Here is a 19961-nt window from a genome sequence, read left to right on the forward strand (position 1 = left end):
TTTTGTTAGCTTTTTATTGTTTTCTGAAAATTCTTTATCAAGTTACACAGTGTAAAAAACGTGATAAAATAAAAATTTTGGAAAATGATTGGAATGTGTTGTCATATTTAAGATTATTTTGTAAGATTAAACTTGTTTCTTGTGAACAAATACAGAACTGAATTATTAAAAATAAAAAATGTAAGATTTATATGTTATAATTTTTCCTATGTGTAAATTTTAGAAAGTTGGAGGAACCTATGGAAGAAACAATTAGTCTAAAAGAGTTATTTCATATCTTAAAAAAACGTTTAGCAATGATCCTCGTAATCGCCTTTGGTGCAGCTATTGTAAGTGCTATCATTAGCTTTTTCTTCATGACACCAATCTATCAATCTTCGACGCAAATTCTTGTTAACCAGAAGAAGCAAGAAGGTGCAGCAATTCAGTACAATGAAGTACAAACAAATATTCAATTAACAAATACATATAAGGTTATTATAAAAAGCCCTGTTATTTTGGACCAAGTAAAAGAAAAATTAGGTTTGAACATAACAACACAAGAATTGAACAAAAAAATCGAAGTGGCTAATGAAAAAGATTCACAAGTCGTAGCGGTAACTGCACAAGACAAAGATCCGAAATTAGCTCGTGATATTGCTAACACAACTGCAGAAGTATTTAAAGGCGAAGTTGCGAAGATTATGAGTGTGGATAATGTTACGGTACTTTCTAAGGCTGAGTTATCAGAAGAATTATCACCAATTAAACCACGCCCAATGTTAAATGTGGCAATCGCTTTCGTTGTTGGTTTAATGGCTTCAGTTGGCCTTGCATTTTTATTAGAATACTTAGATAACACCGTTAAAAAAGAAGAAGATGTAGAGAACTTACTTGGCTTACCAGTATTAGGAATTGTAGCTCGTATGGATGAAGAAACAATGAACGTGAAATCACACGCTCCATCATCAAGAAAAGTGAGGGGACAAACAATTGGCTCTTAATTTATTTAAAAAGAAAAAGAATCATCGTCAACGTCGTCAATTAATTGCTCATCAACAACCGAAATCACCAATTTCAGAACAATATCGTAATATTCGAACGAATATTGAATTTGCGGCTATTGATACGAATTTACATTCATTAATGGTCACGTCTGCAAACCCAAGTGAAGGGAAAACCACAACGACAGCTAATATGGCAGTTGTGTTTGCCCAACAAGGAAAGAAAGTATTATTAATTGATGCTGATATGCGTAAGCCGGCGATGCATCAAATGTTCCAAGTAGATAATATTTTTGGACTCACGAATGTATTAACACATAGTGAACGTTTAGAAAAATGTGTGCAAACAACATTAGTTGATAATCTACACTTTTTAGCTTGTGGTCCAATCCCACCAAATCCGGCCGAATTGTTAGGTTCAAAATCAATGAAAGAGCTTCTTGGACAAGCATACAGCATGTACGACTTAGTTATTTTTGATATGCCACCTATTTTAGCTGTTACCGACGCACAAATTATGGCAAATGTATGTGATGCTTCTATTCTTGTTGTTCGTAGTGAATCAACAGAGAAAGAAACAGCGGTAAAAGCAAAAGGATTGTTAGAATCGGCTAAAGGTAAATTGTTAGGTGTCGTTCTAAATGACCGTGAACGTGAACAAGGATTATATTATTATTACGGTGCAAACTAATTAAAAGAGTGAGATATGGTTGAAACATATCTCCTTTTTTCCCTTGAATATGAGAAATCTCTCATATTCAAGGGAAAAAGATCTTTATATGAGAGAGGGAGGATGAAACAAATGATAGATTTACATTGTCACATTTTACCTGGTATCGATGACGGTGCACAAACAGTAACCGATAGTTTAGCGATGGCACAACAAGCCGTGTCAGAAGGAATACATACAATTGTCGCAACGCCGCACCATCAAAATGGAAAATATGTAAATGAACGTACCTCAATTATTCATCACGTAAAACAATTAAATGATGAACTACAACAACATAATATCCCACTTACTATTTTACCGGGACAAGAAGTCAGGTTATATGGTGATTTATTAGAAGACTATGAAGCTGGTAAAATCGTTACTTTAAATGAAACAAATAAATATATATTCATTGAATTTCCGTCGAATCACGTACCTCGTTATGCCGAACAATTATTATACGAATTACGTGTAAAGGGAATGATTCCAATTATCGTTCACCCAGAACGTAATGCCGAGTTAATCGAGCGGCCAGATAAGTTATATAACATTGTAAATAAAGGTGCATTAACACAAGTAACAGCAGGTAGTTTGCTTGGGAAATTTGGTAAAAAGATTAAAAAATTCTCACTACAGCTTGTGGAACATAATTTAACACATATGATCGCATCAGATGCACATAACACAACGTCAAGAGGATTTTATTTAGCAGAGAGCTATGAATTAATCGAGAAAGAATTCGGAATGAATGTTATGGGTGATTTGAAAGAAAATCCGTACTTAGTAATTAGCGGGAAAGCAATTTATAAAGAAGATCCAGAACAAATTCGGCGTAAAAAATTGTTTGGTATTTTCTAAATAGAGAATTGGTGATGTCTCCTAACCGTTATCAACGGGGGCACTCGGTCGTGCTGTGGGTAGAAATTTTTATTTCGAGCCTACCTTAGACGCTTGTCGTCGGGAGTATGACGTGAGGGTGGGTTAGATGCCCATAATTTATTTATGTTAGAAACTCTACTTATGGAGTTGTAAAGACGACCCTATAAGTAGGGTTTTTGTTATTGCTACATATAAATATTTAAATGCGGAGGGTCATAATTGAAAAAAGTAAGAAAGGCAATTATTCCAGCGGCTGGTCTTGGGACAAGATTTTTACCAGCAACAAAAGCGATGCCAAAAGAAATGTTACCAATCGTCGATAAGCCCACAATTCAATACATAGTGGAAGAAGCAATAGAATCAGGAATTGAAGATATTATTATTGTTACTGGAAAAGGAAAGCGTGCCATTGAGGACCACTTTGATCATTCTTTCGAGCTTGAGCAAAGCCTTTTAGAAAAAGGAAAGTATGAAATGCTTGAAAAGGTACAAGCTTCTTCAAGAATTAATATTCATTACATAAGACAAAAGGAACCGAAAGGACTTGGGCATGCAGTATGGTGTGCACGTAAGTTTATTGGAAATGAACCATTTGCAGTATTACTTGGTGATGATATTGTGCAAGCAGAAACACCATGTTTGCGCCAATTAATGAATCAATATGAAGGTACACAATCATCCGTTATTGGTGTACAAACGGTACCAGAAAATGAAACACATCGTTACGGGATTATTGACCCAATTGAACAAAAGAATCGTAGCTATCAAGTGCGTCAATTTGTTGAAAAACCGGCTCAAGGGACAGCACCATCAAATTTAGCGATTATGGGTCGTTACGTATTAACACCAGAAATTTTTATGTTCCTTGAAAGTCAACAAACAGGTGCAGGTGGGGAAATTCAATTAACAGATGCGATTCAACGATTAAATGAAATTCAACGTGTATTTGCATATGACTTTGAAGGTATTCGTTATGATGTAGGCGAGAAGTTTGGCTTTATTAAGACGACAATAGAATTTGCCTTGCAAGATATAAATTTAAAAGAAGATATGATCTCTTACATGAATGAAGTATTAAAAAATAGTAATTAAAAATAATTTAACTGGGGGAGTGTCAATTGAGTAAAACTTCATTGGCTAAAGTTGAAATTTTAGAGAATGAGGAAGTACATATAAAAAAGAAAAGTACATCCTATGTTTTTATTAAGAGAGCTTTAGATATTATAGGAGCTATTATTGGGTTAGTTATCTTCTCTCCATTTTTTATAGTAATTCCATTTTTGTTTTTACTAGGAGAAAATAAGGGTCCTGTTTTCTTTAAGCAGGTAAGGATAGGCGAAAAAGGTAAAGAGTTCCGAATATATAAGTTTCGTACTATGATTGTAAACGCAGAAGAAAAATTAAAGAAAAATAAGGAATTATACAGGAAATATTTAGATAATAATTACAAATTAGAACAACATGAAGACCCAAGAATTACTGGGTTAGGCCGATTTTTAAGAAAAACTAGCTTAGACGAAATCCCACAATTTCTTAATGTATTAAAGGGGGAAATGAGTCTAGTTGGCCCACGCCCAGTAGTTGTAGAGGAGTTAGAGGAGTACCAGGAGAAAGTACATGAATTTTTATCTGTAAAACCAGGGGTAACGGGTTATTGGCAGGTAAGTGGTAGAAGTGATGTAGGTTACCCTGAGCGTGTAGATTTAGAATTATACTATGTTTATAATGCATCTGTTTGGTTTGATATTAAAATTTTACTATTAACAGTAAAAAATGTTTTATTAAGTAAGGGTGCATACTAATTATTTAGTGTAAGGAGATTGGAAAATGAAAATATTAGTAGTTGGTACAGGATATGTTGGTTTAGTTTCAGGAGTTTCTTTGGCTGAAATTGGTCATAATGTTACATGTTTAGATATTGATGAAATGAAAGTTCATAAATTGCGAGAGGGTATTTCACCAATTTATGAACCAGGGATTGAAAAATTAATTAAAGATAATCTAGATAAAGGCACACTGTCTTTTGAAGTAGCGAATAATAATAGCTATAGAGATGCTGATGTGATTTATATTGCAGTTGGTACGCCAGAAAAAGAAGATGGTTCAGCAAATTTATCATATATTTATAAAGTTTGTGAGGATATTGCGAATTCAATTACAAAAAATGTAGTTATAGTAGTGAAAAGTACGGTACCAGTTGGTACAAACCATAAAATTAAAGCGTATGTCGAGGAGAATTTAAGCGATAAGGAACTAGTTGTTCAGATTGTTTCAAATCCAGAGTTTTTACGAGAAGGTTCTGCCATTGAGGATGTGTTTAATGGAGATCGTATTGTAATTGGAGCAGATAATAAAGAGGCTGGAAAGATAATTGAAGAAATTAATAAACCTTTTAATACACCTATCTATATGACGAATATAAATAGTGCAGAAATGATAAAATACGCATCAAATGCATTTTTAGCTACAAAGATTAGTTTTATCAATGAGATTGCTAATGTTTGTGAAAAAGTAGGGGCAGATGTAGAGAGCGTAGCATATGGAATGGGATTAGATAGCCGAGTAGGGAATCAGTTTTTAAAAGCTGGACTCGGATATGGAGGATCTTGTTTTCCAAAAGATACAAAGGCCTTAAGAAAAATTGCAGAAAATGTGGATTATGATTTTTCTTTATTAAGTGCTGTAATTGAGTTTAATAATAAACAGCAGAGAAGGCTTTTAAATCAAGCTATAGAAGATTTTGGAACTTTAAAAGGGAAGTCTATAGGAATATTAGGTCTTGCATTTAAACCAAATACGGATGATATTCGTGAGGCTGCTTCATTGGCAATTATACCAGAACTTATAGAAATGGGAGCAGAAGTAAAAGCATATGATCCTGTTGCTATTGAGAATGCAAAAAAAGTACTATCACCAAAAGTAAGATATTTTGAGGACCCAATTGAAACAATAAAAGATACTGACGCAGTGTTTATTTTAACTGAATGGAACGAGATTAAATCTTTAAGTATAGAAAGCTTCGTAGAAGAAATGAAAATACCAAATATATATGATGGTAGAAATTGTTTTGATTTAGAAAACATAGAAGAATATAAAGTGAACTACTATTCAATAGGTAGGAAAAACATTAGCAGAATAAACAGAGATATTTTGGTGTGAATATAAAATAAATAGATAAATTCCAATGATTTTTTGTTAAGTAATTATTGGAGATATAAGGAAGGTTTTAATGAATTATAAAGGATTAGTAAAGTATATAGATTATCTATTATTCATGATGCTTTTCTACTTGACATCAATAGGGATTATTAGGACGGTTTTTCCAAAAGATAGTATGATTTTACTAATCTATGGATACTATAGTGTTCGAATTATTTTATACATCTTTTTAGAAAAAGGAAAGATTTACCTTTCTAAAAGTATAGTGTGTATTTTAATATATGCATTTGTATCTTTTATGTGGTCAAATTATCCAAGTGAAAGCTTTAAATCTGCAGTTTTTTATTTGATCATGCCTACGCTAATAATGTTTTTTTTAATTAGCGTATATAAGTTTAAAGAGATATTGCGCCTTATTTTTGTGGTAGGCTTGTTTATTACTGTTGTTTCACTATTCACTATTCAAATAGAACCAGATAAAGGTATTGCATCCAACGGTGAGTGGATTGGTGTGTTTGTACATAAAAATCCATTAGGCTTTTCAATGTTTTTATATGCTGTTCTCACATTTTTCTATTTTCTTGATTCTGAAAAAATGTATAAAAAAGGAATTTATTTATTGGTAATGCTTGTCCAGGGAATAATTCTTTTTAACAGTGGGTCTGTAACTAGCTTAGTAATATTATTACTAGGTATTTGCTTAACCATAACTTTAGCCTTATACCGAAAGGTGAAAAATAATTATTTAAGAATGATGTTTACCTCGCTTACTTTAGGAGCAGTTTTTACCTTTGGGATTTATTTAGCTATGAATATTAATAATATATTCGGGTTATTAGGAAGAGATCTTACTTTTACTGGAAGAACGAGTATATGGAATGCTATTTTCACAATGATGAATAATCATTGGATATTAGGATATGGATTTGATAGCTTTTGGATTAAAGATAGTGCAACCAAAAATTATGTTGATTTTTATATGTACACAGATGTTCCACATGCACATAATAATTATATTGATATCATTGCTAATATGGGGATTATTGGATTATTAGTAGTTGTACTAAGTTTTATTTGTTATGTAATAAATAATATGAGAATAAATGCAAATAAAAAGGAGCTAATGGATTACTTTTCAATTGTATTTTTGATTTTATTATTTATTCATGAATTTAATGAAAGTTATTTTATTAGGCCTATGACCGTAAGTAACGTTTGGTGTCTGTATGTTCTTATGTATATGGGAATTAAGTTGAAATTGAAAAATATTAAGGTCTATAGAAAAAAAAATAGTAAACCTAATGGCGATATTTAGTGCTAAGGAAGTTTTAGAGTGCAGGGGTTTTAAAGATGAGAACAAAAAAATCTTTTATAAACATAATTTATAATTTGTCATTTAATTTTATTAATTTGTTTTTGGGTTTCTTTTCTAGGGCCATATTCTTACAGATTTTTAATACTGATTATTTAGGCTTAATTACTATCGTAACTAATATCATTGGCGTAGTAAGCTTAATGGAATTGGGTGTGTCTGCTGCTATTGCATACACACTTTATTCTCACCTTCAAGATAAGAATTTTAAGAAGATAAACGAGTTAATGAAATTTATAAAAATAACCTATAGTATTATAGGTTTTTTAATATTAGGAGTTGGAGTTTTAGTAATTCCTTTTTTTGATATTATTTTTAAATCCAATCTTAGTAGTATAGAGGTTTATGTAACGTATTTATTATTTTTAATAACTACAGCCTTTTCATACTTCATGACATATAAGCATGTATTAGCTATTTCAGATCAAAATGCTTATGTTATTACAAGAACAACGGGGATAATAAGAATAGTAAAAACAGTTATCCAAATTACAGTAATACTATATACTAAGAATTTTTTGGCATGGGTTATTTTAGAATGTTTAGGAAATGTAATTACTTATATTTTAATTAATAGAGAGATTGATAGAAAATATTCTTGGTTAAATCTTACATCATTAAAAAAATATAAGGAATTAGCGAGAGATAATAAAGGTGTTTTAACTAATATAAAAAATATTATGGTGCACAAAATCTCGGGAACAGTTACTACACAAACTGATAGTATAATAATTTCAATTGTTTCAACTACAAGAGATATTGCATTATATTCTAATTATTTACTGATAGTAAATGGATTAACAACTATTATTTCGCAAATATTTAATGGGTTTACTGCTAGCATAGGTAATTTAATATCTGAAGGAAATAATAAAAAATCTTATAAAGTATTTTTACAGTTATATTATTTAGAATTTTTTATTGGTATAAGTGCTTCATATACGTTTTATAAGCTAGCAAACGAGTTTATTGGGGTATGGATTGGAAAAGAGTATGTTTTTACTCAAGCATTAGTTTTTGTTATTGCGTGTAATTTCTTTATCCAAGTTACTAGAAGAACGGTAGATTATTTTAAAGACGGTTATGGGATTTTTTGGGACGTGTATGCGCCATTGATTCAAGTTATTATAAATTTATTTGTTTCAATTTATCTTGGTGAAATGTATGGTGTTATAGGAGTGTACTTGGGGACTTTAGCGAGTAGTTTACCTATAATTGTATTTTGGAGGCCGTATATATTATTTAAAGCAGGATTCAAATGCAGTGTCAAGTCCTATTTTATGCACTTTACTTTATTAACAAGTATCTCTCTTGGAACTATAATCGTCGTGGAAAATATAATGAGTTGGTTCACTATTAAAGTGAATGGCATAGGCACTTTATTGATAAATGGAGTTATGATTTTTTCTTCTATAACGATTATATTGTTTATTTGCTTGTTGCCAATTTCATATTTTAGAGCAGTGATATTTAAAATTTTAAACTTTTTAGTTAAGCGTTAAGTTATGTATAACTTTTAGTCAGAAAAGACGGTGGTTAAGATGGAAAAAACATTAATAAGTGTGGTTGTACCTACTTATAATAGAGGGGACTTGATAAGAAGGACAGTTGATAGTGTATTATCTCAAACATATTCTAATTTTGAATTAATAATTGTGGATGATGCTTCAACTGATAATACAGAAGAAATTATTAACAGTTATAAAGATAGCAGAATTAAATATATAAAGTTAGAAGAAAACACTCATGGCACTAGACCAAGAAATACTGGGATTCTGCAAAGTCAAGGTGAATATATTGCTTTATTAGATTCGGATGATGAATGGTTACCGAATAAGTTAGAAAAGCAAATAGATTTTATTAAACTTAGTGGACAAACAGATAATATAGTTTGCTTCACTGGTTTAATAGTAAAAGATGATGAAAAAGAAACCCTTTCTACTAATAGAGATTTAGAAGAGCATGAGGATATTATGGACTATATGTTCATTAATAATAATGGTACTTGGGTTCAAGCAAGTACTTATATGTTTTCTAGTCAATTAGGCAAGAAAACATTATTTAACCCAGAATTAAGAAAGCATCAAGATATCGATTTTTGTTTGCGTTTAAGAAATAATGGAGCAAAATTTATAAATTTCCAGGAACATTTGACAATTTATCATCATGAGAAAAGGGAAGGAAGGGTAGGAAATAATAATAAGTTCTACCTATCTATTGAGTGGGGAGAAAATGTAAAAAAAGACTTATCTATAAGGGCATACCACTCATTTTTATTGATGTTTGTAGTATATCATTTGCTAGCTAATGGAAGAAAGAAAGAAGCGAGTAAGATTTATTATAAGGCATATAAAAGTAAAACAATCGATATCAGTACCTGTATTAAAGGTTTAATTAAATGTAGTATTCCGACAAAATTTTTAATGTATATATGGAATAAAAAAGGAACGGAATTTACATAAAGATTTGAAAGAGAAAATATATAGCTAACTAATTAAAATGAGGTAAAAATAATGAAAAAAGAAGTTTGTGCTGTTATTGTTTCTTATAATCCCGAAGAGAATATATATCAAAATGTGAAAAAAATAAAAAATTTAATTGATTTCGTTGTAATAGTAGATAATGGAAGCTCTTCCGATCAGAGTAAACATCTGTTGAAAAAAATTGAGAGAGATATAGAGAACTGTACTATTATTTATAATGAAAAGAATTTAGGTATAGCTACAGCTTTAAACCAAGGGTGTGAATACGCTGAAAGAAATGGTTTTCAGTGGGCATTAACGTTAGATGATGATAGTTCGGTACCTGAGAATATGATAGAGAATCTCTTAAAGGCATATAATGATAAAAAAGATGAAAAAATTATGATTTTAGCACCAGTTATTACTGATTATAATGGAAAAGGTAAAAATCGTGGTAGTGGATATATAGATGCGGCTATAACATCTGGTAGTCTTATTAATACAAAATCATTTTCTCTTGTTGGATGGTTTAAGGACGAATATTTTATCGATATGGTTGATATTGAATATTGTTTTAGATTGAAAAAAAATGGATATAAAGTTTATCAAGTTGAGGATGCTATTTTGCGTCATAGGTTGGGAAGAGAGAAACATATATTAAAAATCGGGAAAAAAGAATGGAAAGCCCTTAATCATAATGAGATAAGAAAATATTATATTTATCGTAATACAGTTCAGTTATATAAAGAATACCTTTTTAAATACCCAATTAGAGTATTTTTATCTACTAAAGGTGTTTTTAAAATTATGCTTGATACTATTGTCATTGAAGAAGACAAGTTTAAAAAAATAAAAATGATGGGTAAAGGCTTTATTGATGGACTTCGTAATAATATGGGAAGTTTGAATAACAAGGAAATATCCAGATAGGGAGAATTGAAAAGTGAAAATCTATTTTTGTACACCGACTGGTAGAAGAGGTGCAAGTTCTAGATATAGAGTGTTTCAATTTCTGCCATATCTAAATATTCAATTGGAAAAAGAAACCTTTCAATTTTTAGATGATACTACATATAGTTTATTTAAGAGTAATAACTTATTTAGTGTCTTTTATCGCTTAATATTTTTATTGTTTAAGCCATTATCTTTAATTTTTAAGGTAAAAAGGGGAGACATTCTTTTGGTTCACAGGGACATATATCCCTTTGGATTATTTTGGTTAGAACGGTTATTAAAGCGAAAGGGAGCTAAAATTATCTTTGATTTAGATGATGCAATCTTCTTAGATGACACCTCAGAGATAAGTAATAAAAAAAATAAGTTACTTTATAATCTGAAATATGGAAAGCGTTATGATAGGATAATTAAAATTTCAGACATGATTATTTGTGGAAATGAATTCTTGGAATCTTATTGTAAACAAATAAACTCCAATACAATTATCATACCGACTGTTATTGATTTGAACTGTGTGAAAAATATAGATAGAGATTCAAGTTTAAAAGATAAGATTGTTTTTGGATGGATAGGAAATCCAGGAAACTCATCATACTTTAAAAAGATATTACCTATTTTTGACAAAGTGGCTGATAAATATAAGAAGCAGATTGTATTTAGGTGTATAGGTGGAAATTTGAATTATATACCCAACTCACCATATTTTGCTGTAGAGGAGTTAGCTTGGTCCGAAGAAACCGAATATGAGAATTTAAGCCAAATTGATGTTGGAATCATGCCGTTGGAGGATTCAGATTGGTCCAAAGGAAAGTGTGGTTTGAAGATATTACAATATATGAGTGTTGGAAAAACAACTATTGCTGATGCAGTGGGTGTTAATACAAGCATAATTGATCATGGGAAGAACGGCTTTTTAACTCATAGTCTAGATGATTGGGAAAAATATATTGAGCTAGTAGTTAAGGAACACGAGACTAATATGTTAGAAGAAATGGGAATGCTCGCTGAGGAAAAACTTCAGGCTGAGTATTCTTTACAAGTACATGTTTCTCGCCTTAAAGAAGTAATTGATAAAGTTGCATCAAGTTAATTTTAAAATATAGTATTTTAAAAGAATAAATATTAAGTTGAAGGTAGAGGAGCGGAATTATGAAAGGTATTATTTTAGCAGGTGGAAGTGGAACGAGATTATATCCATTAACAATGGTTACAAGTAAACAACTATTACCGATATATGATAAACCAATGATTTATTATCCATTATCTACATTGATGTTAGCGGGAATTCGTGAAATTTTAATTATCTCAACACCTGAGGATACACCGCGTTTCGAAGCTTTATTAGGGGATGGATCTCAATTTGGAATTTCCCTTCAATATAAAGTTCAACCAAGTCCAGATGGATTAGCACAGGCATTTATTCTGGGTGAAGAATTTATTGGTGATGATTCTGTGGCTATGGTATTAGGGGATAACATTTATTATGGTAGCGGAATGAGAAAAATGTTACAGCGAGCTGCCCAGAAAGAAAGCGGAGCGACAGTATTTGGCTATCATGTACATGATCCAGAGCGTTTTGGTGTGGTTGAATTTGATGAGAATGGAAAAGTATTGAGCGTAGAAGAAAAACCAGAAGAGCCAAAATCAAATTATGCAATTACTGGTTTATACTTCTATGATAATCGTGTAGTTGAAATTGCTAAGAATGTTAAACCATCAGCACGTGGTGAATTAGAAATTACGTCTATAAATGAAGCGTATTTAGAAAATGGTGAACTAGAAGTTGAATTATTAGGTCGTGGCTATACATGGTTAGATACAGGTACACATCAAAGCCTTGTAGATGCAACAAACTTTGTGAAAACAGTTGAAGACCATCAAGGAATTAAAATCGCTGCTCTTGAAGAGATTGGCTTTATTAATGGCTGGATTAATAAAGAAACTCTAATTGAATCAGGTGATCAATGTTCTAAAAATGGCTATGGTCAATATTTATTAAAAGTAGCAAACGGTGGTATTAAATACTAATTTGGAGTGAACATAATGAAAATTGTAGATACAAATTTGTTAGGTGTAAAGGTAATTGAACCAAAAGTATTTGGGGATCACCGTGGTTGGTTCATGGAAACTTTTAGTGATCAGGCAATGAGAGAAGCAGGTATTGATTTACAATTTGTACAAGATAATCAATCATTTTCTGCAACCAAAGGAACACTTCGTGGTTTACACTATCAATTAAATCCTAAAGCACAAACTAAGCTTGTACGTTGTACACGTGGTTCAATATTTGATGTTGCAGTAGATATTCGTAAGGGAAGCCCTACATACGGTCAATGGTTCGGTATTGAGTTAAGCGCTGAGAATAAAAAACAGTTATTAATTCCAAAAGGATTTGCACATGGATTTATGACATTAACAGATGATGTTGAGGTGCAGTATAAAGTTGATGAATTGTATGCACCTGAATGTGATCGAGGAATCATTTGGAACGATGCTGAGGTTGGTATAGAATGGCCAATGGAAATTCAACCGGTGCTATCTGAAAAAGACGAAAAAGCACCTTCATTAAAAGAAGCAGAAAAAAACTTTGTATACGGGGAGTAAAAAAATGAAAATTTTAGTAACCGGTTATAATGGTCAGCTTGGATATGACGTAGTAAAACGTGGAGAAAAGCAAGGGCTAGAAATGCAAGGTATTGGAATAGAAGATTTAGATATTACAAACGAAGCAGCGGTTTATGAATTTGTAGATAAAGTAAAACCAGATGCAATTATTCATTGTGCAGCATATACGGCTGTTGATAAATCTGAAGATGATAAAGAACTTTGTTGGAATGTGAATGTAGAAGGTACAAAATACCTTGCTACAGCAGCAAAAAAGTTAAATGCTAAATTTGTTTATATTAGTACAGATTATGTATTTGATGGAGAAGGAACTCATGCATTTGTAGAAACTGATGCGCCTAATCCGGTTGGGTACTATGGTTTAACAAAGCATGAGGGGGAAAAAATAGTTAGAAGTTTAATAGATAACAACTTTATTGTGCGTATTTCATGGGTATTCGGTATTAATGGAAATAACTTCATTAAAACGATGCTTCGTTTAGGTGAGACACGTAATGAACTGAACGTTGTTGGGGATCAAATAGGATCACCAACTTACACATATGATTTAGCTCGGTTGTTAGTTGATATGGTTGTAACAGAGAAATATGGTACATATCATGCTACAAATGAAGGTTTCTGTAGTTGGGCTGAATTTGCGCAAGAAATCTTTGAAATAGCAGGACAAGATGTGAAAGTAAATAGTATTACAACAGAAGAGTATCCTACTCGTGCAGTACGTCCTAAAAATTCACGTATGTCTAAGCAGAAATTAATTGATAATGGATTTGAGCCATTACAAGATTGGAAGAAAGCAACAAAACATTATATTACACAATTACAACAAGAGGTGAAATAAGATGGAAAAAAAGAAAGTATTAGTAACAGGTGGCGCAGGTTTTATTGGAGGAAACTTTGTACAGTATATGGTAAATAAATATCCAGATTATCATATTGTAAATTTAGATGTATTGACATATGCAGGAGATTTAACAAAGCATAAAGATATTGAGAACAAAGATAACTATTCATTCGCTAAGGTTGATATCGTAGACCGTCAAGCGGTAAACCAACTATTTGAACAAGAAAAATTTGATTATGTTGTGCATTTTGCTGCAGAGAGTCATGTGGATCGTTCTATTACTGAACCTGAAGTATTTATTAGTACCAATGTATTAGGGACACAAGTATTATTAGATGCAGCAAAAGCGTTTGGTATTACTAAATTTGTTCATGTATCGACAGATGAAGTATACGGTGAATTAGATTTTGATCCAACTACATTCTTTACAGAAGAGACGCCTCTACAACCAAATAGCCCATATAGCGCAAGTAAAGCTTCTTCTGACCTATTAGTTCGAGCGTATCATGAAACATTTGGTTTACCAATTAATATTACACGTTGCTCAAACAATTATGGACCATTCCATTTCCCAGAAAAATTAATTCCATTAACAATTTCACGTGTATTAAATGATGAAAAGGTTCCTGTATATGGAGACGGTAAAAATATTCGTGACTGGTTACACGTTATTGATCATTGTGCCGCAATTGATTTAGTTATGCATGAAGGTATAAATGGTGAAGTGTATAATGTTGGTGGACATAATGAACGTACAAATTTAGAAGTAGTTCAAACAATTATTAGTACGCTTGGTAAATCAGAAGACTTAATCGAGTTCGTTCAAGATCGCTTAGGTCATGATAAACGTTACGCAATTGATCCAACAAAGCTAGAAAAGTTAGGTTGGAAACCAACTTATACATTTGAAACAGGAATTGCTCAAACGATTCAGTGGTATTTAGATAATGAAGAATGGTGGAAAGCGATTGTAACGGGTGAGTATCAAAACTACTTTACAAAACAATATTCATCATTGGAAAAGTAATAAAGTAATTAATTTATAGAGATAATACCTGACTAGTGTTATCTCTATATTTATTATTTGAATTATGAAATGAATGTAAATTTACTTTGTAGTACAATAACTCATTATACTTTAATGATTTACAAGCCATATATATGGAAGTATAGTATTATAGGTTCATATGTGAATTATTAAAATTGTTAACCGAAAGAAGGAAAAACGATGAAGAAAAAGATTCTATTTTGGATCCTAGGTATCATTGGTGTTCTTGTTATTGCTGGTGGTGTATATGCATATACTGTTTACTCTAATGTATCTAATACGTTAAATACGGTGCATAAGCCTTTGGATCGCGATAAGTCTGATAAACGAGATAAGAAAGTAGACGTTTCGGATAATAAACCTATCTCTATTTTACTGATGGGTGTAGATCAGGAAGATAATGGGACAGGTAGATCAGACTCACTTATGTTATTTACCTTAAATCCAAAAACAAAATCTATGAAAATTACGAGTATTCCACGTGACTCTTATACGGAGATTGTAGGTAAAGGGAAAAAAGATAAAATCAACCATGCTTATGCATTTGGTGGTATTGATATGTCTGTAAAAACAGTTGAGAATTTCCTAAATGTACCAGTTGATCATTACATTGAAGTAAATATGGCTGGATTTAGAGATATTGTAGATGCTGTTGGTGGTGTTGATGTAAATAACGATTTGGAGTTTACGTCAAGAGAGCAACATTTTGCTAAAGGGAATATTCATTTAAATGGTGAAACAGCATTAAAGTATACTCGTATGCGTTATGAAGATCCGCGCGGTGACTTTGGCCGTCAAATGCGCCAACGTCAAGTAATCCAAGCAGTAATTAAAAAGGGTGCTAGTGTTTCTTCATTAGCAAGCTACGGTGATGTATTAAAAGCAATTGAGAAAAACGTAAAAACAAGTTTAACGCAAGATCAAATGTTTGATATTCAAAAGAATTATAAAGATTGTATGGAGAACAGTGAAGAAATTCAAATTCCAGGCGACGGTCACAAAGCCGCTGATGGTATTTGGTACTACTATGTTCCAGATGCAGCGAAACAAGATATAACAAATAAGTTAAGAGCACATCTTGAATTAACTAAGTAAGATGTAATAACCCAACTCCTTTGGAAGGAGTTGGGTTTATTTTTGCATGGATTTATATTAGTATTATATATTGTGAGATTAATAGATGAGGTGAATCGATGAATAAGAAAGCAGTACTTGTCCTTGTTATTTTTGTATTGTTTGTTGCTTCGATTGTGAGCGGTAAATTGTACTGGAATAAGAAGATTGCGAATGCAACAGGACAAACGAGTGAAGTAACGAAAACAAAGGCTGAAGTGAAAGATAGTGGAGCGAAGAAAGAAGAGAAAAAGGAAGAGGAAAAACAAGATGCGAAGTCATCTTTTAATGAGGCATACGCGAAGAATTTGCCAGATGCAGTGAAAGAGAAGTTAAAGAAAGCTGCTGAGGATAAAAAGGCAGTAAATCTTGTTATTGTTGGTGATGAAGCTTCTTCATCCGAAAAAGGTGCTTGGGCAGCTAAGTTAACAACTAATTTAGAAACTGCTTACGGTAAAGGTTTATGGAATGTGACTGTAAAGGAATATAAGGGTGAAAGCACAGAAGAGTTAATTACGAATAAACGTGATAAAGAGATTGCGAAAGAGAATCCAGATGTGATTTTATTTGAACCACCATTTATTACTGATAATGGTAAAAGTGGTAACGGAAACTCTGTAGCAAATACACAGAAGTTTGTTCAAGCACTTTCTACTAGTGCAAAAGGCGCTACAATTATGATTCAACCATCAAATCCAGTGTATGGTGCGAAGAATTATCCAAAAGCGATTGAAGCATTAAAACAATTCGCGACGCAAAATGGTTATACATATGTTAATTATTGGGAAGCGTGGCCTGATGCATCTACAAAGGCGATTTTACCATATTTACAAGAAGAGTTTGGTTTCCCAAGTGCAAAAGGACATGAAGTTTGGGCGAAATATGTAACTGATTATTTTGTAGCTAAGTAATGAAGGAGAGATAAAAGGTGTACGAGTTCTCGTATACCTTTTCCTTTTATAATTAAGAGATTTGAAAATAGTAGGAGGAAAACAATGAACTCAATCCTAATCTGTGGCGGAGCTGGCTACATCGGTTCTCACGCTGTGAAAAAATTAGTAGACGAAGGCTTATCTGTAGTAGTAGTAGATAACTTACAAACTGGTCATGAAGATGCAATTACGGAAGGCGCGAAGTTTTATAATGGCGACCTTCGTGATAAATCCTTTTTAAGGGATATTTTTAAACAAGAAAATATTGAGGCGGTTATGCACTTTGCAGCAGATTCTTTAGTTGGAGTTAGTATGGAGCAGCCCCTTCAATATTATAATAACAATGTGTATGGTGCACTTTGCTTGTTAGAGGTAATGGATGAGTTTAAGGTAGATAAGTTTATCTTCTCTTCAACTGCGGCAACGTATGGTGAGGTAGATGTTGATCTTATTACTGAAGAAACGATGACGAATCCAACGAACACGTATGGAGAGACGAAGTTAGCGATCGAGAAGATGCTTCATTGGTATAGCCAAGCTTCAAATTTACGTTATAAGATCTTTAGATACTTTAATGTGGCTGGTGCAACTCCAAGTGGTATTATTGGAGAAGATCATCGCCCAGAGACGCATTTAATTCCTCTTGTGTTGCAAGTGGCGTTAGGCCAACGTGAGAAGATTATGATGTTTGGTAATGATTATAATACACCAGACGGTACTTGTATCCGTGATTATATTCATGTTGAAGATTTAGTAGCGGCTCATTTCCTAGGGCTTAAAGATCTGCAAGGTGGCGGAGAGAGCGATTTTTATAACTTAGGAAATGGTAATGGTTTCAGTGTAAAAGAAATCGTTGATGCAGTTCGTGAAGTTACAAATCATGAGGTTCCAGCTGAAGTAGCACCTCGCCGTGCAGGCGACCCAGCGCGTTTAGTTGCTTCTTCTCAAAAAGCGAAAGAGAAGTTAGGATGGGACCCTAAGTATGTAAATGTAAAAACAATTATTGAACATGCTTGGAATTGGCACCAGAAGAAACCCCATGGGTATGAGAAATAAGGATTTAAAATTAAAATATAAGAAATTAATTTACTAGTTTAAAAGGTATGTGTTCTATGGCATACCTTTTAAATTTGAAATTGGAGGATAATAGAATGAATTGGAAACAAGAATTTAGTCGCTGGCTTTCTTACGTACAATTAGATGCAGAATTAAAAGAACAGCTAGAAAATATGAAGCAAGATGAGAAGAAAATCGAGGATAGCTTTTATAAAAATCTAGAGTTTGGCACAGGTGGTATGCGTGGTGAACTTGGTGCTGGTACGAACCGTTTAAACGTATATACAGTTCGTAAAGCAACAAAAGGATTAGCAAGCTTTATTGAAAAGTTAGGTGAGGAAGCGAAAAAACGAGGTGTTGTTGTAGCCTATGATTCTCGTCATAAATCACCTGAGTTCGCAATGGAGGTTGCTGCTACACTTGGTGCACGTGGTATCACAACATATGTGTTTGAAAGCTTACGTCCAACGCCAGTACTTTCTTTCGCAGTTCGTCATTTACATACAGTAAGTGGAATCGTTCTTACGGCAAGCCATAATCCGCCTGAATATAACGGATATAAAGTATACGGTGAAGATGGTGGACAGTTGCCTCCAAAAGAGGCCGATGAGTTAATTAGTTACGTAAACGCAGTAGAAGATGAATTAACAGTTGAAGTCGCTGATGTAGAGCAATTAAAAGCTGACGGTTTATTACATATTATTGGACAAGAAGTAGATGATGCATATGCTGCAGAATTGAACAATGTCATCATTAATAAAGAAATGGTACAAAAGGTTGGTAAAGACTTAAAAATCGTCTTTACACCATTACACGGAACATCAAATATTTCTGTACGCCGTGGTTTAAAAGAAGTTGGATTTACAGATGTAACAGTTGTAAAAGAGCAAGAGTTACCAGATCCAAACTTCTCTACAGTAAAATCACCGAACCCAGAAGAGCACGCAGCGTTTGAGTATGCAATTCGTGACGGTGAAAAGGTAGGCGCAGATGTATTAATCGCAACTGATCCTGACGCAGATCGTCTAGGTGTAGCGGTGCGCAATCATAATGGTGAGTTCCAAGTATTAACAGGAAACCAAACAGGTGCATTAATGCTTGATTACTTACTATCTCAAAAGAAAGAAAACGGAACGCTTCCGGAAAACGGTTTCGTATTAAAAACAATCGTAACGTCTGAGATTGGTCGTACAATTGCAAAAGCATACGGTTTAGATACAATTGATACGTTAACTGGATTTAAATTTATCGGTGAGAAAATTAGACAGTATGAAGAAAGCGGACAATATGAATTCCAATTCGGTTATGAGGAAAGCTATGGTTATTTAATCCGCCCATTCTGCCGTGATAAAGATGCAGTACAATCTGTCCTATTTGCATGTGAAGTAGCTGCATACTACAAATCACAAGGGAAAACGTTATATGACGGTCTATTAGAAGTATTTGAGAAATACGGATTCTTCCGTGAAGACCTTGTATCGTTAACGTTAAAAGGAAAAGATGGAGCGGAACAAATCCAAGAGATGATGGCGACGTTCCGTGAGAATCCTCCGAAAGAAGTAGCGGGCTTAACAGTCGTAGCAGTGGAAGACTATAAAGCAAGCATCGTTACGTCTTTACAAGATGGACATAAAGAAGAGATTCACTTACCGAAATCAAATGTGTTAAAATATCAATTAGAGGATGGTTCATGGTTCTGCCTACGTCCATCTGGAACTGAACCGAAGATTAAGTTCTACTTCGGTGTACAAGATAGTTCTTTACAAAATAGTGAACAAAAGTTACTTACTATTAAAGAAGACATTATGAATCGTTTATAATA

The 19961-nt window shown here is 32.8% G+C and carries 19 protein-coding genes; all 19 read left to right on the forward strand.

What is annotated here, in order from left to right; all coding sequences use genetic code 11:
* Positions 1–239 precede the first annotated feature (239 nt).
* Positions 240–983: a YveK family protein gene (locus tag ACTJJY_RS11480; protein ID WP_060634685.1), complete on the forward strand. Its 744-nt coding sequence runs from the start codon at positions 240–242 to the stop codon at positions 981–983.
* Positions 973–1674: a CpsD/CapB family tyrosine-protein kinase gene (locus ACTJJY_RS11485; protein WP_016099316.1), complete on the forward strand. Its 702-nt coding sequence runs from the start codon at positions 973–975 to the stop codon at positions 1672–1674. Before ACTJJY_RS11480 ends, ACTJJY_RS11485 begins: the two co-directional genes overlap by 11 nt.
* A 111-nt stretch (positions 1675–1785) precedes the next feature.
* Positions 1786–2553: a tyrosine-protein phosphatase gene (locus ACTJJY_RS11490; protein ID WP_440605536.1), complete on the forward strand. Its 768-nt coding sequence runs from the start codon at positions 1786–1788 to the stop codon at positions 2551–2553.
* A 240-nt stretch (positions 2554–2793) separates the two neighbouring features.
* Positions 2794–3666, forward strand: a complete 873-nt coding sequence (gene galU / locus ACTJJY_RS11495; protein WP_440605537.1) for a UTP--glucose-1-phosphate uridylyltransferase GalU — start codon at positions 2794–2796, stop codon at positions 3664–3666.
* Positions 3667–3722: 56 nt separating this feature from the next.
* Entirely contained in the window at positions 3723–4376 is a 654-nt protein-coding gene (locus ACTJJY_RS11500) for a sugar transferase (protein WP_440605549.1), read from the forward strand.
* Positions 4377–4401: 25 nt separating this feature from the next.
* The gene (locus ACTJJY_RS11505; protein WP_075676668.1) at positions 4402–5733 is read left to right on the forward strand and encodes a UDP-glucose dehydrogenase family protein; all 1332 of its coding nucleotides are present in this window, start codon (positions 4402–4404) and stop codon (positions 5731–5733) included.
* Between the two features lie 70 nt (positions 5734–5803).
* Complete coding sequence (locus ACTJJY_RS11510) at positions 5804–7048, forward strand: O-antigen ligase family protein (RefSeq protein WP_440605538.1); 1245 nt, start codon at positions 5804–5806, stop codon at positions 7046–7048.
* Positions 7049–7083: 35 nt separating this feature from the next.
* Positions 7084–8607, forward strand: a complete 1524-nt coding sequence (locus ACTJJY_RS11515) for a lipopolysaccharide biosynthesis protein (protein WP_075676664.1) — start codon at positions 7084–7086, stop codon at positions 8605–8607.
* Between the two features lie 39 nt (positions 8608–8646).
* Positions 8647–9567, forward strand: a complete 921-nt coding sequence (locus ACTJJY_RS11520) for a glycosyltransferase family 2 protein (RefSeq protein WP_440605539.1) — start codon at positions 8647–8649, stop codon at positions 9565–9567.
* A gap of 51 nt (positions 9568–9618) precedes the next feature.
* Positions 9619–10497 (forward strand): glycosyltransferase family 2 protein, encoded by an 879-nt coding sequence (locus tag ACTJJY_RS11525; RefSeq protein ID WP_075676660.1) that lies wholly within the window; start codon positions 9619–9621, stop codon positions 10495–10497.
* Positions 10498–10510: 13 nt separating this feature from the next.
* Positions 10511–11614 carry a glycosyltransferase gene (locus tag ACTJJY_RS11530; protein WP_440605540.1) on the forward strand — a complete coding sequence of 368 codons (1104 nt, stop codon included), beginning with the start codon at positions 10511–10513 and terminating at the stop codon, positions 11612–11614.
* A gap of 59 nt (positions 11615–11673) precedes the next feature.
* Positions 11674–12552 carry a glucose-1-phosphate thymidylyltransferase RfbA gene (gene rfbA, locus ACTJJY_RS11535; protein ID WP_075676656.1) on the forward strand — a complete coding sequence of 293 codons (879 nt, stop codon included), beginning with the start codon at positions 11674–11676 and terminating at the stop codon, positions 12550–12552.
* 15 nt (positions 12553–12567) lie between these two features.
* On the forward strand, positions 12568–13128 hold the full coding sequence (gene rfbC / locus ACTJJY_RS11540) for a dTDP-4-dehydrorhamnose 3,5-epimerase (RefSeq protein ID WP_000706172.1): 561 nt from the start codon (positions 12568–12570) through the stop codon (positions 13126–13128).
* Between the two features lie 4 nt (positions 13129–13132).
* Positions 13133–13987: a dTDP-4-dehydrorhamnose reductase gene (gene rfbD / locus ACTJJY_RS11545; RefSeq protein ID WP_440605541.1), complete on the forward strand. Its 855-nt coding sequence runs from the start codon at positions 13133–13135 to the stop codon at positions 13985–13987.
* Position 13988: 1 nt separating this feature from the next.
* On the forward strand, positions 13989–15017 hold the full coding sequence (rfbB, locus tag ACTJJY_RS11550) for a dTDP-glucose 4,6-dehydratase (protein WP_075676654.1): 1029 nt from the start codon (positions 13989–13991) through the stop codon (positions 15015–15017).
* A gap of 201 nt (positions 15018–15218) precedes the next feature.
* Positions 15219–16133 carry a polyisoprenyl-teichoic acid--peptidoglycan teichoic acid transferase TagU gene (gene tagU / locus ACTJJY_RS11555; RefSeq protein ID WP_050292989.1) on the forward strand — a complete coding sequence of 305 codons (915 nt, stop codon included), beginning with the start codon at positions 15219–15221 and terminating at the stop codon, positions 16131–16133.
* Between the two features lie 98 nt (positions 16134–16231).
* The gene (locus tag ACTJJY_RS11560; RefSeq protein ID WP_440605542.1) at positions 16232–17062 is read left to right on the forward strand and encodes an SGNH/GDSL hydrolase family protein; all 831 of its coding nucleotides are present in this window, start codon (positions 16232–16234) and stop codon (positions 17060–17062) included.
* Between the two features lie 84 nt (positions 17063–17146).
* Complete coding sequence (gene galE, locus ACTJJY_RS11565; RefSeq protein ID WP_440605543.1) at positions 17147–18139, forward strand: UDP-glucose 4-epimerase GalE; 993 nt, start codon at positions 17147–17149, stop codon at positions 18137–18139.
* Positions 18140–18234: 95 nt separating this feature from the next.
* Entirely contained in the window at positions 18235–19959 is a 1725-nt protein-coding gene (locus ACTJJY_RS11570) for a phospho-sugar mutase (RefSeq protein WP_440605544.1), read from the forward strand.
* Positions 19960–19961 lie beyond the last annotated feature (2 nt).

This window comes from Bacillus sp. 22475 (genome assembly GCF_052044835.1).
Classification (GTDB): domain Bacteria; phylum Bacillota; class Bacilli; order Bacillales; family Bacillaceae_G; genus Bacillus_A; species Bacillus_A cereus.